Genomic DNA, 17,372 nt, shown 5'->3' on the forward strand with positions numbered 1-17,372 from the left:
CCGAAAGTTCACTTTCTTTCCGTCAGACACTCGAAGTCTGTCGAATGCTCCTCATACACAAAGCGTCGAATCTCTGGCATCGCCCTTATTACGCACACGAGGCAAGCGACGAAGACATGGGGACAAGTGACATGTCTTCGGAAACGCTGACGATGTCGGGTTCACCTTATTGGCATGACTGTCTCGATGCGGGTGATGAGCGCCGGCGACGGCTACAAATACCTCCTGCGCTCCGTGGTCGCGGGCGATGGTGACCGGAGCCTGTCGACGCCGTTGACTCGTTACTATGCCGAGGCCGGGAACCCTCCCGGCCGGTGGCTCGGCTCTGGCCTCACCCAGTTCGGCGGAGGCCGCATCACTCCCGGCGATGAAGTATCGGAGCAGCAGCTCCAGCTCCTCATCGGGATGGGCTGCGACCCGGTGACAGGCGACCCGCTCGGCCGCGCCTACCCGGTGTACAAGACCCCGGCCGAGCACATCGCCGAGCGCGTCGAAGCCCTCGACCCGAATCTCGGCCCGGCGTCGCGTGCGGAAGCGGTCGTGGAGATCGAAGCCGAAGAACACGCACGCGGCACTCGGAAGGCCGTCGCCGGATACGACTACACGTTCTCGCTTCCGAAGTCGGCGTCGGTGCTCTGGGCGGTCGCCGATGCTGGCACCCAGGCGCTCATCGCCGAAGCGCATCACGCGGCGATTGCCGAGGTGATCGATTTCATGGAACGAGAGGTCGCCGCGACCCGCGTCGGCATGATCGGCGCGGACGGCGGCGCGGTCGCGCAGGTCGATACCTTCGGGCTTGCCGCAACGGCCTACGACCACTACGACTCCCGCAGCAGTGATCCGCATCTGCACACCCATGTCGTCGTGTCGAACAAGGTGAAGACCGTGCTGGATGGGCGGTGGCGGTCGCTGGATGGGCGGCCGATGCACGCCGCGACCGTCGCGCTCTCCGAACTGCACGAGGCGATCATCGCCGACCACCTCACCCGGCTACTCAGCGTGGCATGGGAGGCGCGGGATCGTGGCCGTGACCGTAACCCCGCCTGGGCTGTCAGGACGGTGCCGGAAGAGCTCGTGCTCGAGTTCTCCACTCGCGCCCGCCTGATCGATGCCGAGAAAGACCGCCTCATCGCCGAGTATGTTCAGAAGCACGGCCGGCAACCGTCCGCGGCGACGATCATCAAGCTCCGCGCTCAAGCCACCTTGTCTACCCGGCCTGAGAAGCAGGTGCGCTCCCTTGCCGACCTCACCACCGAATGGCGCAAGCGCGCCACAGCGCGGCTGGGGCGGGAGGCGTCGGAATGGGTGCGAGAGGCGATCCCGGTAGCACCCGTGCGGGTGTTGCGTGCCGATGACCTTCCTTTGGAGGAGATCGAGAAGATCGGCCGCAAGGTCATGGAGACGGTGGGTGAGAAGCGGTCGACCTGGCATCGCTGGAACCTGACCGCCGAGGCCGCACGGCAGACGATGGAGTACCGTTTCGCGACGGCGCGGGATCGGGAGGCCGTCACCGGCATGGTCGTCGATGCCGCCGAGCGCGCCTCGCTGCGACTGACGCCGCCGGAGCTCGCGTCCACGCCGGCCAGGTTTCAGCGGCCGGATGGGTCGAGCGCGTTCCGCCCCCGCCACGGCACCTTGTACTCGTCCGAGGCGCTGCTCGATGCGGAGAAGCGGCTCCTCGAACGCTCGCGCACCCTGACCGGGCCCGAGCTCCCGCTCGCCCTCATCGAGAGGGTCACGAGGCGGCCGGATCGGGAGGGGCGGATGCTCGGCCCCGACCAGGCCGACGCACTCACCCGGATCGCGGTCTCTGGCCGTCAGCTTGATCTCCTCGTCGGCCCGGCTGGCACTGGGAAGACGACCGCGATGCTCGCGCTCCGCACCGCCTGGGAACAGCAACACGGCGCCGGGTCCGTGGTCGGGCTGGCCCCATCGGCGGTCGCTGCGGAAGTGCTCGCCGGGGATCTCAGGATCAAGACCGAGAACACCGCGAGATGGTGGACGCTGCACATGACGACCGGCAGAACCTTCCAAGCCGGTCAGCTCGTGATCGTTGACGAGGCGAGCCTCGCCGGCACCCTCGCCCTCGACCGCATCACCGGGGCCGCCGCGAAAGCCGGCGCAAAGATTCTCCTCGTCGGCGACTACGGACAACTCCAATCCCCAGCAGCGGCCGGCGCGTTCGGGCTCCTCGCCGGCGACCGCCACGACACCCCGGAACTCTCCACGATCCACCGCTTCACGCACGAGTGGGAGAAACGAGCATCGCTCCGGCTTCGGCTCGGGGAACCCGACGTGATCGGAGTCTACGAGGACGCCGACCGGATCATCGGCGGCACCACCGACGACATGACCGCACGAGCCTACGAAGCATGGCGCGCAGACCGAGCCGCCGGGATCGCGTCGATCCTCGTCTCCGACTCCGACGACGCGGTTACGGCGCTGAACCTGCGCGCCCGCACCGAGCTCATCCTCGCCGATGTCGTGAACCCGCTCCGAGGCGAGGTCACCCTGGACGGCGGCGTCCAAGCGTCTGTCGGTGACACGGTGATCACGCGGAAGAACGAGCGGAAGCTGCGCACCCGGTTCTCGTGGGTGCAGAACGGGAACAGGTGGACGATCACGAACGTGCGCCGCGACGGATCAGTGACCGTGCGCCCCGCCAGCCCAGGCCGTGGCGAGTCGATCGTGCTCCCCGCCGACTACGTCGCCCAGCACCTCGACCTGGGTTACGCCGTGACCGCGTACCGCGCGCAAGGCGTGACGGTGGACACCTCGCATGTGCTGGTCGACCCGTCGATGACCCGCGAGAACCTGTACGTCGCCTTGACCCGTGGCAAGGATGCGAACCTCGCGTACGTCGCCACCGACACCCCGGACGACGCGCACGCGCACTCGCACGAGGTCGAAGACATGGAAGAGGCAGCCCGGCGGGTGCTCTACGGGGTGCTGCATCATTCCGGGGCTGAGCTTTCCGTGCACGAGACGATCCAGGCGGAGCAGGAACGGTGGGGATCGATCCTGCAGCTCGCCGCCGAGTACGAGACCATCGCCACCGAAGCACAACACGACCGCTGGGCCACCCTCATCCATGCATCCGGCCTCAGCCCCGTACAAGCGGATGCGGTGCTCGATTCCGACGCTTTCGGTGCCCTCGCTGCGGAGCTTCGCCGTGCCGAGGCGAACCACCACGACGTTGACCGGATCTTCCCGCGCCTCGTCAAAGCGCGCGGCTTCGATGACGCCGGTGACATCGCCTCCGTGCTGCACTGGCGCGTCGCAAACGCCACCGCCCAACCGGCCAGCACCGGACGCACCCGCCGGGCATCGCAACTCATCGCCGGCCTCATCCCCGTCGCGGTCGGGATCACCGACCCCGATATGAAGCAGGCGCTCGCAGAGCGGCACCAGCTCATCGAGAACCGAGCCGCCACCCTCGCCGAACAGGCGATCGCCGATGGCACCGCGTGGGCTCAGGCGCTAGGGAGTCGCCCCGACGAACCGCGCAAGCGGGAGGCGTGGTCACGATACGCGTGCACGGTCGCCGCCTACCGCGACCGCTACACGATCACCAGCGCCGACGCGCTCGGCCCGGAGCCGGACGGGGTGGCGCAGAAGATCGACCACGCCCGCGCTGCGCAGGCGATCCAGCGCGCCCATGCGCTCGCGGCTGAACGTGCTCGGCCGCAGGCGGGTGGGCGAGCGTCCGCGAGGGAACGAGGACGCACTCTCTGACGCGAGGGTTCCCGGTCGCGCCGCCTCGACGTACAGTAGAAGCAGAGCGGTCACCCCTGTGATCAACATTTCCGCCTCCGGGCAGGCCTTCGGGCAACTCTCCTAGCGCCGCTTCTGAATAGCTCTGCGCTAACGAGAGGAACTCACCATGTTCAGCGGTATCACCGCGGGAGTGATCAAAGCCTTCGGCTTCCTGGCCAGGTACCTGCCGAGCCTCCGGCTCATCATGCGGATCATCCACCGCCGCGACAGCCACAAGTGGGGCGTGCCCGCCATGCTCATCGCGGCTCCCTACTTCCTCGTGGCGAACATCTTCAAGGAACTCATCGAGGGCGGCGGCGAACCGTGGCTCAGCATCCCGATGCTCTGGTGCCTCGTCATGGGTCTCGTCTTCCTGGCGATGGGGCCTGCCAGTCTTGTTCTTCTGGCAATCGCGCGCACTCGGGAGGTCGTTGCCCGAAGGAAGTAAGACGTGAATCCTTCGCGGAGCCTTCATGCTCATGGGACCGAACAGCCTGCTGCTCAGGGCATCGCGAAGCATAGATTCTCCACCGCATCCGCACACGAGATAATCGATGCATGAGCGAAGAGCCACACCCGATGCAGACGGTCACCGACATCTTGTTCGGCAGAGGGTGGAGCAGTACTCTGCCGCCCGCCGTCGTAATCCTTTTCGGTGAACTCGCCAGCGCCGGCCCCATCACGCGGACCGCGCTCGACTCCATGCTCCGCGCAGAGAACCCACACACTCCGGATGGTCTCGACTCCTCAGTTTGGGAACCCCTGGAGCCGTGGACAGAGGAGAAGCTCGCCGAGCTCGATGAGGACTTCGGCGAACCCGATGAGTCCCGCACCGCGGACGAACTGAACGCCCAGGACAAGGCCCAACGAGAACTAGACCAAGCAGATTTTGCACGCTACCTCGCCTCGAAGAACCTCCCTGTCTCGCACACTTTCGGGGCCTTGGTCGACCTCCTCGTCTCCTGCAACGTCCTCAGCGCGAACGAGGCAGGCGGGCTCTTCCTCAATCCGCACGCACCACTTCCTGCGGAGGTGCTCCCGCTCGATGCGCGAGAAGCAGCGCGGCAAGACAAGATCCGCTGGGAGAGGCTTCACGAGCGCACCGCGCAGGCGATTATTCGGTTCTTCCGCACCGACGAGCAGGAAGTCGATCACATCCTGGTGAGCCTTGATCAGCTCGCGAAGGAACTTGAGAGTGACCCGGAGGATGTGCGCAGCGCCGTCAAAGTACTCACCGACGAAGGGGACTTCTCCACCTCAATCGACATCGAGCGGGCGCATCCCCAGCAGTCTTTTGTCCTGCACGTCGACTGGGATGTTTTCAACCGGAACCGCATCCACGTGAGCTTCGCCCCGCCCACATCCGAGTAGCTGCCTCACCGCCAGAACGGCTGCACCCCGAGTTCCCCGGGGAACGGATCATGGGCTGCCAAACCAGTGATTTGCCGACGCGACATCGGACAGCGGTGTCACGCGCGAAGCAGCTTGCGCGTTCAGGCGATCGATCGCGATCTGCACCAACTCCATGGGCCAAGCCCCCGGCGTCTCAAGGACTTCCTTCGCAAGCCCGATCGTTATCGTCGCCAACTGCGTGGGATCGGCCCACCCACCGCCCGGAAGCGAAGGCCGCGCATGCCGGAAGCAGTCGAGCTTCACCTTCCGAGATGTCCGGGCCGCCGCCACCACTGGACGTCCATCTGTCGGCCCCGCAAGGAACACGTCGGCCAACTCCTTCTCGAGGTAGGTTGGGATTCTCTCGCGAGTGGACTCTGTCGCAAGCTGCCAGATCAGCCAGAGCACCCGACCCGAGAGGCTCACACGGTGCAGACGCAACGGCTCGTGCAGGTCGAGGGGCTGCACCCGATATGAAGCGGCATCCTGCTGAAGAGCGCGCTCCACAGCACGGAACTGCTTGAGATCGAGCCTCCGCACGGCCGCGTCAAGCTCGGCCGCCACCGCAACAATCGTCGCGGTCCGCGCCTGCTCCACAAGCGCGATCACCGCCAGCATGAGGTCATACCCGTCCCCAACCGACGAGAGTCGATCTCGCCACCAATCAGGGTCTGATCGATGCCCACGATAGTCAGCCTCGATCCTGGCCGCGGCCGTGAGCGCAGGAGATCCGGCCCGAGCTGACATGAGCGAGACATCGATCGTTTCTGGAACCCGAGCAACGGCCCGACCAAGCACCCATCCCGGACCCCAAGCCTCCGCGACGACGGACAAGTACTGATCCCACTCCACCGCAGCGGAGGCCGTCGACACCGGTCGCAGGGAACGGGCGGCTTCGCATACGCGAACCGCAAGCGGGGACTGCGCCTGCGAGTTCTCCTCGGAAGCAATCAAGGGAACAGTCTGGCTCCCGGCCAGGATTGAACTCGCGCACGCGATGAGAGCATTCAGATCGCGACTCGGGCCGTCTGGGTCGGTGTCGCATCCGGCGTTGAGGTCTTCCCACACCAACTGGACCGCGTCTGTGCTGTGCCCTGAATACCCGCCCTGCCGCAGCAGATCTGCACGCCACTGGCCTGGCTCGTTGTACGACGAGAGCACCGTATGCAACCGAGCCTCTTGCTGCACACTGAGCGGAGCAAACACTCTGAGACGCGCGGCAGTCTCCACCCAAAGGGGGGTCGGAGTGAACTGCTCCCACCACCAGGCGGCGAGATCGTCGGTAGGCAGAGAGTGGGCGAGAAGGCTTGTCGCTGCGGCCTGACGTGCCTCAGCATCGGGGTCCTGCTCAAGGCGCGTCTTGAGATGGGCAATCGCCTGGGCGCGGCCTGCACGTTCCCCGAATCGGAGAGGGTTGCCCGCGGCGTCCAGCACGCCGTCCTCAGCAAGAAGCAGCCCAGGGCCAGAGAGAACGAAGTCGACGACACCCCGGATCTCGTCGCTAGTCAGACCGTCGTAGACGCGATCGTTCAGCAGCGTAACTGCCATCGATCGCACCAGGGGCCGGGGCGTGACCTTCTTCTCGACCGTGAAGAAGTTCCCGATCAGGGCGCGAAGTTCCCCCTTGGCGAGCATCCCGATGAAGAATCGGCACGTGTTCGCCCAGTAGGGGCGCTCCAGTAGCGCGTTCAGCCCGTCATCACGAGAGTTACCGATGCCCTTCGGCGTCAGGTTCTCATAGAGATGCAACGCCGCGAAATACTCGCGCAGAGACTGCACCTCGAACTCGAATGCATCCTCGCGCTCAACCAGACACAGCACCCGGTCGGTAATCGCAGAGTATAGGTCGTCCGCCAGCTGCTGTTCTTCCGGCTGCCCGGCAAGATAGGCCCGCAGAAGGGCACGAAGCTCATCTCGAGTGATCGACCCCGCGCTTCCCTCTTCTTCCGCCTTGGTCTGGAGATACCATCCCAAATAGGCGTGCGTATCCTCGACCACGCGCCGCTGGTCTTTGAGCAGGGGCTCCTTGTCCTCGGTCTGCTCACGATCCAGGAACGTCTTGAGATACTCCGCATAGAGCTCCGTGCGCTGCTGCGGCAACAACTGGCGACGATGAAGCAAATGCAGAAGGATCGCCAGCTGCATCGGATACGAGGCGAGTTCGCTCACATGCGGCACATGCTGACTATCCATGAATGTGGACTGCAGCTTCTCGGCGGACTCTTCGGAGAGCTGCAGTACCTCCACCCACTGCCTCAGATACTGCAGCCGGAGTCCTTGTGTCAGACGCTGCAAATGGAGAACCGGGAACGCTCCCGAAGCAGTCAGCGGGCGGAGAGCAGCACCCGGGCGAGTCGCTACCAAGATCACCAGATCAGCAGCATCTGCTCTCAGGCGTCCGCGCATGCGACTGATCTCCTCGACCACGCGGGATCGTGTCGCGAGGTTCGCAACCTCGTCCAGGCCATCCAGAGCGAAGAGCACCGGCTCGGTCGCGAGGAGCAGCGCAAGGTCCTCCGGAGCGAACTTGTGCATGCCGATGTTGCGACGAATGTGGTCGACCACGTACTCCTCAAGACTCGACCAGCGGTCCTCTTCCTGAGGCGACTGTCGCTGCTTCTTCTGACGTTTCCCCGATTTCAACCGAGGCTGCTCGGCCCACTGCGCATACCGACGAAGATCAATCCGGATAGGGAAGCGCGCCGGCGATTCCGCACGAGTCAGCTCAGACTGCCCAGCACTGTACCCTTCTTCACCGAGTCGACGAGCACGATGGAACTGACACACATACTGCAATACGGTGGACTTGCCCTGACCAGGTCCACCCACCAGAATCGCGTTGCCCGTCCAATTCGGATGAAGAAGCGCCTGCGTCGCACCGGTGATCAGAAGACCCGAAGATCGTTCAAGTTCCTCCGTATCACCGGGCGCCTCTGCGGAAATATGTGCAAGGAGATCCGCAAGCGCCGAGCCATCTCGCCGCCCTCCGACGGGGACATCTACGAACATCGCCTCCACTGAAGGCCCCCGCAGCTCAGCCTGCTGGAACTGCACCGTGTTCTCCGCAGCAAATCGGTCGCCGAGATACGCGCGCAGCGCCCCCTGCAGCTCACCCCGTCGCTTCTGCTTACGCTCATGTTCGGCCTTCATCTTCTCAAGCGACTTGACCGAGTAATCGGCGCCATTGTTTGCGTCGATCATTGCATGATGCGTCGGACACATCAGCATCAGGTTGTCGTACCCGTCAACATCGGCATAGCCGGCATCGTAGCGAGGGCCGCCTGCCCGCTGTGCGCGGATATGCGCTTCCTCGCCAATGATCCTCACTCCCGCGGCGGCCGTATCGGATGTCTCGCTATCAAACGTGAGTTCCTGCAAGCAGGTGGGGAATGCACACTCATTGTGAGCGCGACCCCACAGAGTCTTCCGTGTGGTAACGCTGACGCCCATTCCCGCTCCTCGTGATTGAAGGTGTCTCCATTCTTCCAGCAACCCCCGACACCCGGCTCGGCACGGAGCCGCTGCTCCGTGCGAACAGAGCGTCGGATCACACGCCAAACTGATCTGATGCCTACACGCCACGCACAGCATCCGAACACCCCGCCTTGGCGGCACACCGCAAGACTCTCCGCACGGACGGGGTCCCGACATGGCTAGACCCAGGACACCGATCGGCACCTTCGGAAAGATCAGCCACAGACGGCTCGGCCCAGGGACCTGCCAAGCGCGAACTCGGTACCGCGACTGGGACGGTAAGCTCCGAGCGGTTCAATGCACCGGGCCGACCTCCGCCGCAGCCGAACTCGCGCTCAAACGAAAGCTCTCCGAACGATCCCTCTTCCAACCCACGTTCATCGGAATCACCGCCGACAGCAGCTTCTCCGCGCTCGTCCACTACTGGCTCGAAGACATGGAGATCGAAGACCGGCTCTCTCGCACGACCCGGCTTCTCTACGAACGAAACATGCGAACCCTCGTCGCGTCCGCGTTCGCCGAGCTCACGCTCAGAGAGATCGGGGTCGCCCGCTGCGACTACTTCATCAAGCAGCTCGCCAGGCAGAGCTACAGTCGCGCCCGGCAAGCCCGAGTCGTACTCCGCCTCGCACTAGGACTCGCCGTCCGCCACGAGATCATCCCGCGCAATCCGATGGATCACATCTCTCGGCTGCAACGCCCCGCCAGATGCCCCGACGTCTTCGAGGACTCCGAAATCTGGCAGATCCGAGACGCCATCCGCGAATGGGAAGAACGACCCATGGCGAGCGGCCCGAGACCAGACGGGCAGCTCGGCCAGATCGTCGAAGTGCTCCTCGGAACCTCCGTGCGCATCGGGGAAGTGCTCGCCATCCGAATCCGAGACATCGATCTTCGCGGCGCACAGCCCACCCTGCACATCTGCGGCACCATCATCAGCAGAAAAGGCGAACCCACGCACCGACAGAACCACCCCAAGACCTCACGCTCGGTCCGCACCATCGTCCTCCCACTGTTTGCGGTGCGAGCCATCCGAGAACGACTGCGGAATCGGCTCTCCATCGACCCCAACGCACTGCTCTTCTGCAACCGCAAGGGCGGCCCGCTCACCACGAACAACGTCCGCAGACAGCTCCGCACGATCATGGACAAGGCCGGACTCAAGAAGGTCACACCGCACCGTTTTCGCCGGACAGGCGCGACAGCGATCTATGAAGCAGGCGGAATCGACCTCGCTGCCGGTCTACTCGGGCACACAGATTCGAGGATCACCGAGCAGCACTACATAGTCCGCGATGATCTTGTCGATCCAGCCACCGCATCGATGCTCGAGAACCGATTCGGGCGGTGACGGCCCCGCGAGCCACACGGTGGCCGTCCAGCACCAGCTTCCACGAGGCTCAACTCCCATCGCGTTCACAGGTGAAGGCGCGGCTCTGGCGACTGCTCCGAAGGACTCCAGTTGGTAAGGACTATGGTCATCGTATGCCCTGCGGTATAGTTGTGTCATGAAGGTCACGGAAGCTGCCACCCAGATGGGCGTTTCGCCACGCAGGGTGCGCGCGATGGCCGCCGAAGGGCGTATCCCCGCGCGCAGAGAAGGCTCGGCATGGGTGATCGAAGGTCTCGCCTCTCCGAAGGGGCGCCGAGCGCTCTCTGCGCGTTCCTGGCAGCACCTCGCGAAGGCGTTGAAACAGCGCAGTCTCGAAGGGCTCTCTGGTCAGGAACGAGCACGGACAGCGGCCCGCATCAAACAACTGCGTACTTCTGACCACCCTTCGAGGCTGTTGACCGACTGGCAACCTTCAAACGCGCCTCGCGACGTGTTCCTGGACAGTCTCGTGGCACATGCCGAGCGCAACGATGATTCCTATCTGAAACGCGCACTAGGCAGGCCTGCCGAGTACCTGCGCAGCAGCCAAGAGTTGGCGCAGATTGTGTCGTCCGAGCGCGCCATTCGCGGCGAGAGTCGACGGAGGCTAGCGGCAGCAGCAGGAGTATCTGAGGGTCTGGTGCGTGACATTGAGTCGGGCCGGCCACTGGCTTCTCCTGGGCAAGTGCGACGAGTTTTGCGCACCCTCGAGGTCAAACCGACGGCGCTTCCCAGCATGGCGCTGAAATGAGCGAACGCATTGAGGTATGGCTAGAAGGACGCCATGTCGGGCAGTTCGTGTTCGACGAGGGAGACGTGACCTTCGTCTACGACGAGGACGCACCTCCAACTCCGATTTCTCTCTCCTTGCCGCGGGATCGGCCGGCAGTGCGGAAAGCGGCGAGGAACTTTCTCGAGAATCTGTTGCCCGAGCATGAGCAGACCAGAGCACGAATGGCGAATGCATATGGAGCGAAGAGCGCCGGAGCGTTTGACCTCCTGAATGCAGCCGGTGGTGATCTTGCCGGAGGATTGGTACTTCTGCCAGAAGGAGAATCACTGCAGGATCGCCTATCCGAGTTGAGCCCGGCGCTCAAACGCGACATCGCGGACCGAATCTCGGCAATCAAACGTGACTCTTCGGACACAACGCCGAGAGATGTAGCGGCTCGCTTTTCGCTTGCCGGTGCCCAGGGCAAGTTCGCGCTTGCCTGGGTGGATGGCGATTGGTACTGGTCGAATGAGACAGTGCCATCCACTCATATCGTGAAGCCCGGCAACCCGAAGTACCGCGGCATCGAGGCGGCCGAAGTAGCTGCGATCGATCTCGCCTACTATGCCGACATCCTCGCGCCAGAATCCGAGGTTATGAGCTTTGGGGACCAGACCGCCTATGTCGTGACCCGATTCGACCGTACAGAGGAGCCAGATCAGCTTGCGCGACGACTGCATGCGGAGGACATTGCGCAGAGTCTCGGTCTGCCGCCGGAGAAGAAATATGACGTGTCGGCGGGCAAGGTTATCTCTCTCCTAAAGCCGATCGATCCTTCGGGAAAGCTCCAACGTGTGTTTCTGAGTCAGCTGATCCTCAATGTGCTCGTCGGCAATGCCGATGCGCATGCCAAGAACTACTCATTGCTCCTGCGGCCCGACGCCATCTCGTTTGCCCCGATCTACGATGTCGTGCCACTATTCCTCTACCCGGAGGTCGAGCAAGAACTCGCGATGAAGATTGGAGGTGCGCGCCGGTCTCAGGAGGTGACCCCAGCCCACTGGAGAATACTGGCTCAGAGAATCGGATTCGACGTCGACGAACTACTTGCGCGGGTTCGCGAGATCGCTGAATACGTCGGTAAGAAGAATGACCGCGTCTGGGACGCACTAGACGCGGATCAGCAGGTTCAAGCCAGAGAGTTCGTTGCTAGAAACGTAGAGCGAGCGGTCCAGATCAGCTGATGAACCACACCGCTGCTAGAGGGGTCAGTGCCCGCGAGAGGCTCTGGTTGAAATCCGTAAGGGCTACTTGCGGATCAACTTGCTATGGCTCGCAATCACCTGTTCCGCAGTGAGGCGATGGCGGGAGAGTGCCGAGGTCACCGCGTCCTCGTCTCTCCACGAAGCAGTATCGCTGAGCTCCCGTATGAAGGCCTCCACGTCGTTGCGTAGAGAGGAGAGATGACTCTCTGTGATGACGCGCGTCCCCGAGGGAACGTGGGCTTGGGGATCAAGCTCCATTGATGGATGCACCAGTACGGGAGTCGCTTTGTTCTCATCCATGTAACGGTCTTGGAACCAGGTCATAGAGGAGTGCGTGATCTGTTCGGCGTCGTCCTTGATGATTTTCGGATCGGGACGACTGGTGCCGGTCTTAAGTTCGATTACCGCGTAGTGACCAGGGGTTAGGGCCCAAAGATTGTCCGGTCCTCCATCATTCATTTCCTTCTCAGGCCGGCTTGATCCGAACCCCAGGTGGAGACCCAAGAGCCTGAACTGTTCCTCGGCGCGATCTGCTGCTTGTTCGACACCCCAGATGATGTTGTCGAAGATCGCAGATACCGACAGCTCCATTTGTCGTGCATCGGTGTACCTGCTCAGATGTGAAGTGGCGGATCTACCCTGGACCACAGGGGGCGTCAGCTGCTTATACTTGGGAGGGACAGCAGGCTTGAGCACACCCCAGTTGAGCTTCTTTGCTGCTGAGAGCGTACGTTGTGACTCCGTGGGGTTGACGAAATGTTGATAGCCAGCGAGCTCTTCCAGATACCACCCCTTCTCGAAATCATCATCGACAGAATCGATTGCGTCTCGGAGCATCTTGACTCCTGCCGCGGTATCTCCTGAAATCGCCAGGTTGAAGGCTGTACGGCGCCCGATTGCGAGTTCAGTCACCTTGCCGCCAGGTTCGTAGGTCACATCCGCAGTCGCTTCGAGGCTCTTAGCGACCCATTGCGGATCACGTCCAAGGAACATGTTCAGCAGATCGGTCATCACCGTGATTCCCTCACCCTGAATCTGGTCAGCAATCTGGAGGCTGAGTTCAATCTGAGCGCGTGTCGCCGGAGAGTAGAACTGGCGCAGACTGGTGTCGCGCAGCGTGAGAGCGACTTCACGGGTCAAGACCAATACTGCGCAGTAGTCCTCGACATCACGGATTCCTCTGCCCATGCCTTGTTCGACCCGCTGCACCTCCCGAGATTTGAACGACATGGAGCCAGTCAAGGCCGCTGCAGCCCTCTGCTCGTGGGGAGACAATGGCGTGGGGACGCCATCGATGATCAAGAGCCGGCAGGCATCCCCAGGGAGATCGACGCCGTCATACTTGTTGACCAGCACGACAACACCCAGCTGCTCACCACTCTTCATTCTTTCGATGTAAGGCCGCATGTTTTTCACATGGAGGATTAGGTCGGCGATACCGGACCACTGCTTCGCCGCGTAGTCGCTCGGTACAAGTACGACGACATTCACGGCTTCGCATTCCGCAACGCCATCTCCATCGCGATCACCATCGGCGAAGTTCCTTGCAAGGTCACGTATGGCATCAACCGACAAACGAGGATTGATCGACAACGGCGCAAGAATCAGCCTGTCGCCGAGGTCGGAGGCTTGATTCGGTGTGATTGGCTCGCGGACTGTCTTCGGATTGGCATCGAGTTCAGTGACGAGCACCCCCTCGTCTGCGAGGGTCGCGGTCAGATATACGCGGCGCTGCGCCTGGCTGAAGGCTGGGATTATCGACACATCAGGGCATGGGGTCTTGATCTCGATGCCTTTGTTGGCCACAGTGACGATTGCGAGCTTGAGAAGATCGGCCACGTATGGCCACGAGAAGAATAGCGAGGGGATTTCGGAGTCGTTGGCAATCGGTTGAACGATCCTCATCATTTCGTCGGCGCGATCGGCCACGGCCTTCGGTGGGACTCGCATCGGGGCACCAAAGTCATTCGCCTCGATTTCGGCGAACGACTTTGGGCTTTGCTCACGCAGGTCTGCTGCGAATAACTTGAGCAACTGATCGAATGCTCCGCTTGATCGTGGGATGAATGCGGTGAACAAGTCAGTTGTGGCGGCCAGGGCCGCATGAGCGTCATCAATGACGACAATGCCCAAGGGGATGACAAGCTTGACCCCACGAACCCCGAACGCGCTTCGACCGTTGAGGAGCTTATGGAAGGTGGTTACGAGTATTGACTGCGAGGACCGGAACGACTCGTCATCCATATCGGTCGTGACCGGGATCTGTGCCTCGTTTGCCTCGCTCACGACCTGTCGGATGAGGAAGCTGTCAGGAACCAGGAATACTGCGGGACCAACACCTTCATGCAGGCTGGATTGGGCGATCAGAAGCCCAGTGAGCGTCTTCCCGCCGCCAGTGTTCTGCTTTAGGACAAGATCAGAATGGTGGCGCCGTTCGTACCATTTCTCGAGAACTTCATTCTGCTCTGGTCGAAGGCGAGGCCATTTGCGCCCCTGAAGAGAGGCGTAGATCTCGCGAGGTCGCGTAAGTTTGGCACCCTTGCTCGGGTTGATCTCATTCCAACGAATCACCACGGTTCCAACTTACCGGCAGCCCCCTTCTGCGAGGACAGCGAGTGCATGCAAATCGACCGCGATGACAGTGCAGGAAACGAGCCGAGCTTCCCAGAGGTGAGGTCACCATCCTTGCGCTCACCACAATGGGAGTGAAAGGTCGGCGCTCCCGAGAACAAAATAGACCACAAGAGCGGCCAACGTCAGAGCAGCGATGCGAGGCGCAGACAGGAACGTTTGAGCAGAGAAAGCTCCGGCCAGATGGGGTCTGATTCCGATTCCGGCTGCCTTGGGACAGGAATGTCAGTGGTGGAGAGCACCATCTGTGTGTGGCGGAGTTGCGCACCACGGTCGGGGCGTTGCATTGAGATTCACTGACGAGGCGAGCGGGTGAAACTGATATGACTACTACAGTGAGTCTCGTGAGGGACCTTCCACTTTCTGCCGGAGTCGATCTGGTAACGCGTCTCGCGCGAGAGCGTGACCCGGTGCGCGCCGTTGTCGAGCTGATCTGGAATGCGCTCGATGCTGAAGCAGATAACGTCCGTGTGGTTCTCGAATGCTCCGCGATGGACGCAGTCGAGAGCGTTTCCGTTGAGGACGACGGGCATGGGATTACCTCGGACGAAGTCGCCTCAACATTTGGTCGGATTGGTGGCTCGTGGAAGGCGCTAGCCACCAAGACGAAGAATGACAAGCGTGGGCTGCACGGCAAGCTTGGCGAGGGCCGCCTGCGAGCCTTTGCGCTGGGTTCACGTGTGACCTGGGCTAGCGAGAGCGTCAACGCTGCTGGCGAGCGTGAGCATGTTGTCATCGAGGGCGCGAAAGAACGTTCCGAACCGTTCAGTTGGGAGGCTTCTCCGTCTAACGCAACGAAGACTGGAACACTCGTTACTGCAGTCAACGAGCAGGATCGAAGCTTGAACTCGCTGATGAGCGATGCCACGGTATCCACTCTCACCTCGCACTTCGCGCCGATTCTTCTTAACGATGATGCGGTCACGATCGTATTCGATGGCGTCAAGCTGAATCCGGCTGATGAGATCCTTGACGACACGACACTGGTGGTGCCCCTAGACACGATCCCCGACACGACTGTGTTGATCCGGATCATCGAGTGGAGAACTGGGAAACATCGTGCTGTGTACTTCGGAGAAGACTCCGAACGTTTCGTCGTAGAGACTTCCGGTGCTGAGCTTGAGCCACAGGCTGCGTTTTCCGCCTACGTCACCTGGCCTGGGTTCGACCCTGATTCGCTCGCTGTGCTCGGACTCACCGACATGGCCCCGGACCCAGCGGGAGCCGTCTGGCGCGCTACGCGCTCGGCGGTGAAAGACCACTTCGCGTCTCGTCGTCGCGCGCGTCGACGTGACCAGATCGAGGACTGGAAATCGAAGGGTGTGTACCCATACGAGAAAGCTCCTAGTACCGAGGCGGAGAAAGCGGAGCGCGCAGTCTTCGACATTGTCTCGAGCGCTCTCGTGCCACAGATCCCGAAGCGCAAGGATGGGGCGCAACTCACACTCAACCTTCTGCGCGATGCGCTGAAGACCGACCCGGAGAACCTGGCCGTGCTGGTTAGCGAGTTCGTTGCCCTCAGCGAACAAGATCGCCATGCGCTCACGAAGCTTCTCAGCGAAACGACGCTCGCGGGTGTGATCCGGAGTGCCAACCTCGTAACCAGCCGAAGCAAGTTCCTCGCGGGACTGGAGCATCTGCTGTTTGACCCCGAAGACTCCCAGAAGGTGGGAGAACGAGACCACCTTCACAAGATGCTCGAACACGAGTTATGGATCTTCGGCGAGGAGTACCACTTCATGAACAGCGAACGTGGACTCACCCAGATGCTACGAACCCATCTCAAGCTCGAAGGGCTTCCCGCAAGTAAGGTCGAACCAGTTAAACGCTGGGACGGGAAGAGCGGACGCGTGGATCTGCACGTAGCCGCGAAGTCCCAACAGCATGACCGTGTGCGGCACCTCGTCGTCGAACTCAAAGCGCCCGACATCGTGGCTGGACGAACAGAGCGCGACCAGATCGAGGACTACGTGAACGTCGTGGTCACGGCTCCAGCATTTGCGAGCGAGCGGGCAAGCTGGGACTTTGTCCTCGTCGTCACGGACTATGACGAAGTGATCGAGAACTCTTTCAAGAGTGACGATCGAGAGCGAGGGCTCGTATTCGAGCCGGACACGAAACCCGGGCGACCGACGGTGCGGGCCTACGTTCGTCGCTGGCGAGATCTCATCGATGAGAACAAACGACGCCTCGACTTCGTGACCGAATCGCTTGAGTTCGACCCCTCGCTGGCAGAAGGCCTCGACTTCATCCGCGCCGAGTACGCCGAAATGCTGCCGGACGATGTGGCATCTCCAGAAGACTCAGGCGCCGAGCCGATCGATTCGCAGCTGGTCTGAGGCACCTGAATCAATTGGGTCGATCTAGTTGCCAACACCCTACAGCAGGTGGAATCTTTGACGCGTTGTGCAACGCATGCGGCCCCGAGGCGCAGGTCGAACGGGGCCCGGGTGCTCGATCGTCTGCCTGCGCGGGTAGGCAGAGGAGACTGAAGGCAACTCCAGTTAGCTGCCATAAACTCACCAGAAACCTCGTTATTGCAGTCCCTTGGGTCGCGAAGTTAGTGGGCCAATCTAGTGGTCAACTTCCTGCAAAGCATGAAATCTATGACACGCTCTGCAACGTGAGAACGGGAAAGACCCCGGTCAAATGGGGTAAATGGGTCAGCTTCTTGCCTGGGGGTCAGGGGGTCGCAGGTTCAAATCCTGTCATCCCGACGAAAAAGCCCTGATGAGAAGCCATTTCTTGTCAGGGCTTCTCTCGTTTCTGG

At 62.0% G+C, this 17,372-nt stretch carries 9 protein-coding genes; 7 read left to right on the top strand and 2 right to left on the bottom strand.

Features of this window, described 5'->3' with window-relative positions:
* Nucleotides 1-174 precede the first annotated feature (174 nt).
* From mobF to H490_RS18070, 3 genes are all read left to right on the top strand, one after another.
* On the top strand, nt 175-3,735 hold the full coding sequence (gene mobF, locus H490_RS18060) for a MobF family relaxase (RefSeq protein WP_017882796.1): 3,561 nt from the start codon (nt 175-177) through the stop codon (nt 3,733-3,735).
* A gap of 148 nt (nt 3,736-3,883) precedes the next feature.
* Nucleotides 3,884-4,204 carry a hypothetical protein gene (locus tag H490_RS18065; protein ID WP_017882797.1) on the top strand — a complete coding sequence of 107 codons (321 nt, stop codon included), beginning with the start codon at nt 3,884-3,886 and terminating at the stop codon, nt 4,202-4,204.
* Nucleotides 4,205-4,314: 110 nt separating this feature from the next.
* Nucleotides 4,315-5,127, top strand: coding sequence for a DUF6042 family protein (locus H490_RS18070; RefSeq protein WP_119077064.1), 813 nt, complete (start codon nt 4,315-4,317; stop codon nt 5,125-5,127).
* A 48-nt stretch (nt 5,128-5,175) separates the two neighbouring features.
* On the opposite strand, the gene H490_RS18075 is transcribed toward H490_RS18070, so the two are convergent.
* Nucleotides 5,176-8,526: an NACHT domain-containing protein gene (locus H490_RS18075; RefSeq protein WP_238560283.1), complete on the bottom strand. Its 3,351-nt coding sequence runs from the start codon at nt 8,524-8,526 to the stop codon at nt 5,176-5,178.
* 271 nt (nt 8,527-8,797) lie between these two features.
* Here H490_RS18075 and H490_RS18080 point away from each other — a divergent pair, with 271 nt between their 5' ends.
* The 3 genes from H490_RS18080 to H490_RS31540 all read left to right on the top strand — a co-directional run bounded on the left by H490_RS18080 (nt 8,798) and on the right by H490_RS31540 (nt 11,950).
* On the top strand, nt 8,798-9,973 hold the full coding sequence (locus tag H490_RS18080; RefSeq protein ID WP_031289559.1) for a tyrosine-type recombinase/integrase: 1,176 nt from the start codon (nt 8,798-8,800) through the stop codon (nt 9,971-9,973).
* Nucleotides 9,974-10,130: 157 nt separating this feature from the next.
* Nucleotides 10,131-10,745: a helix-turn-helix domain-containing protein gene (locus H490_RS32240; protein WP_162903906.1), complete on the top strand. Its 615-nt coding sequence runs from the start codon at nt 10,131-10,133 to the stop codon at nt 10,743-10,745.
* Nucleotides 10,742-11,950, top strand: coding sequence for a HipA domain-containing protein (locus H490_RS31540; protein ID WP_081611573.1), 1,209 nt, complete (start codon nt 10,742-10,744; stop codon nt 11,948-11,950). The genes H490_RS32240 and H490_RS31540 overlap by 4 nt, the downstream gene beginning before the upstream one ends.
* 63 nt (nt 11,951-12,013) lie before the next feature.
* Here H490_RS31540 and H490_RS18090 read toward each other — a convergent pair whose 3' ends face one another.
* A complete protein-coding gene (locus H490_RS18090; RefSeq protein WP_051066121.1) occupies nt 12,014-14,545 on the bottom strand; it encodes a DEAD/DEAH box helicase family protein in 2,532 nt (843 codons plus the stop codon).
* Between the two features lie 401 nt (nt 14,546-14,946).
* Between H490_RS18090 and H490_RS0115385 the strand changes: the two genes are divergently transcribed.
* Complete coding sequence (locus H490_RS0115385; RefSeq protein ID WP_031289561.1) at nt 14,947-16,941, top strand: ATP-binding protein; 1,995 nt, start codon at nt 14,947-14,949, stop codon at nt 16,939-16,941.
* The last annotated feature ends 431 nt before the right edge of the window (nt 16,942-17,372 follow it).

It is taken from the genome of Leucobacter sp. UCD-THU, from assembly GCF_000349545.1.
Taxonomy (GTDB): Bacteria; Actinomycetota; Actinomycetes; order Actinomycetales; family Microbacteriaceae; genus Leucobacter; species Leucobacter muris.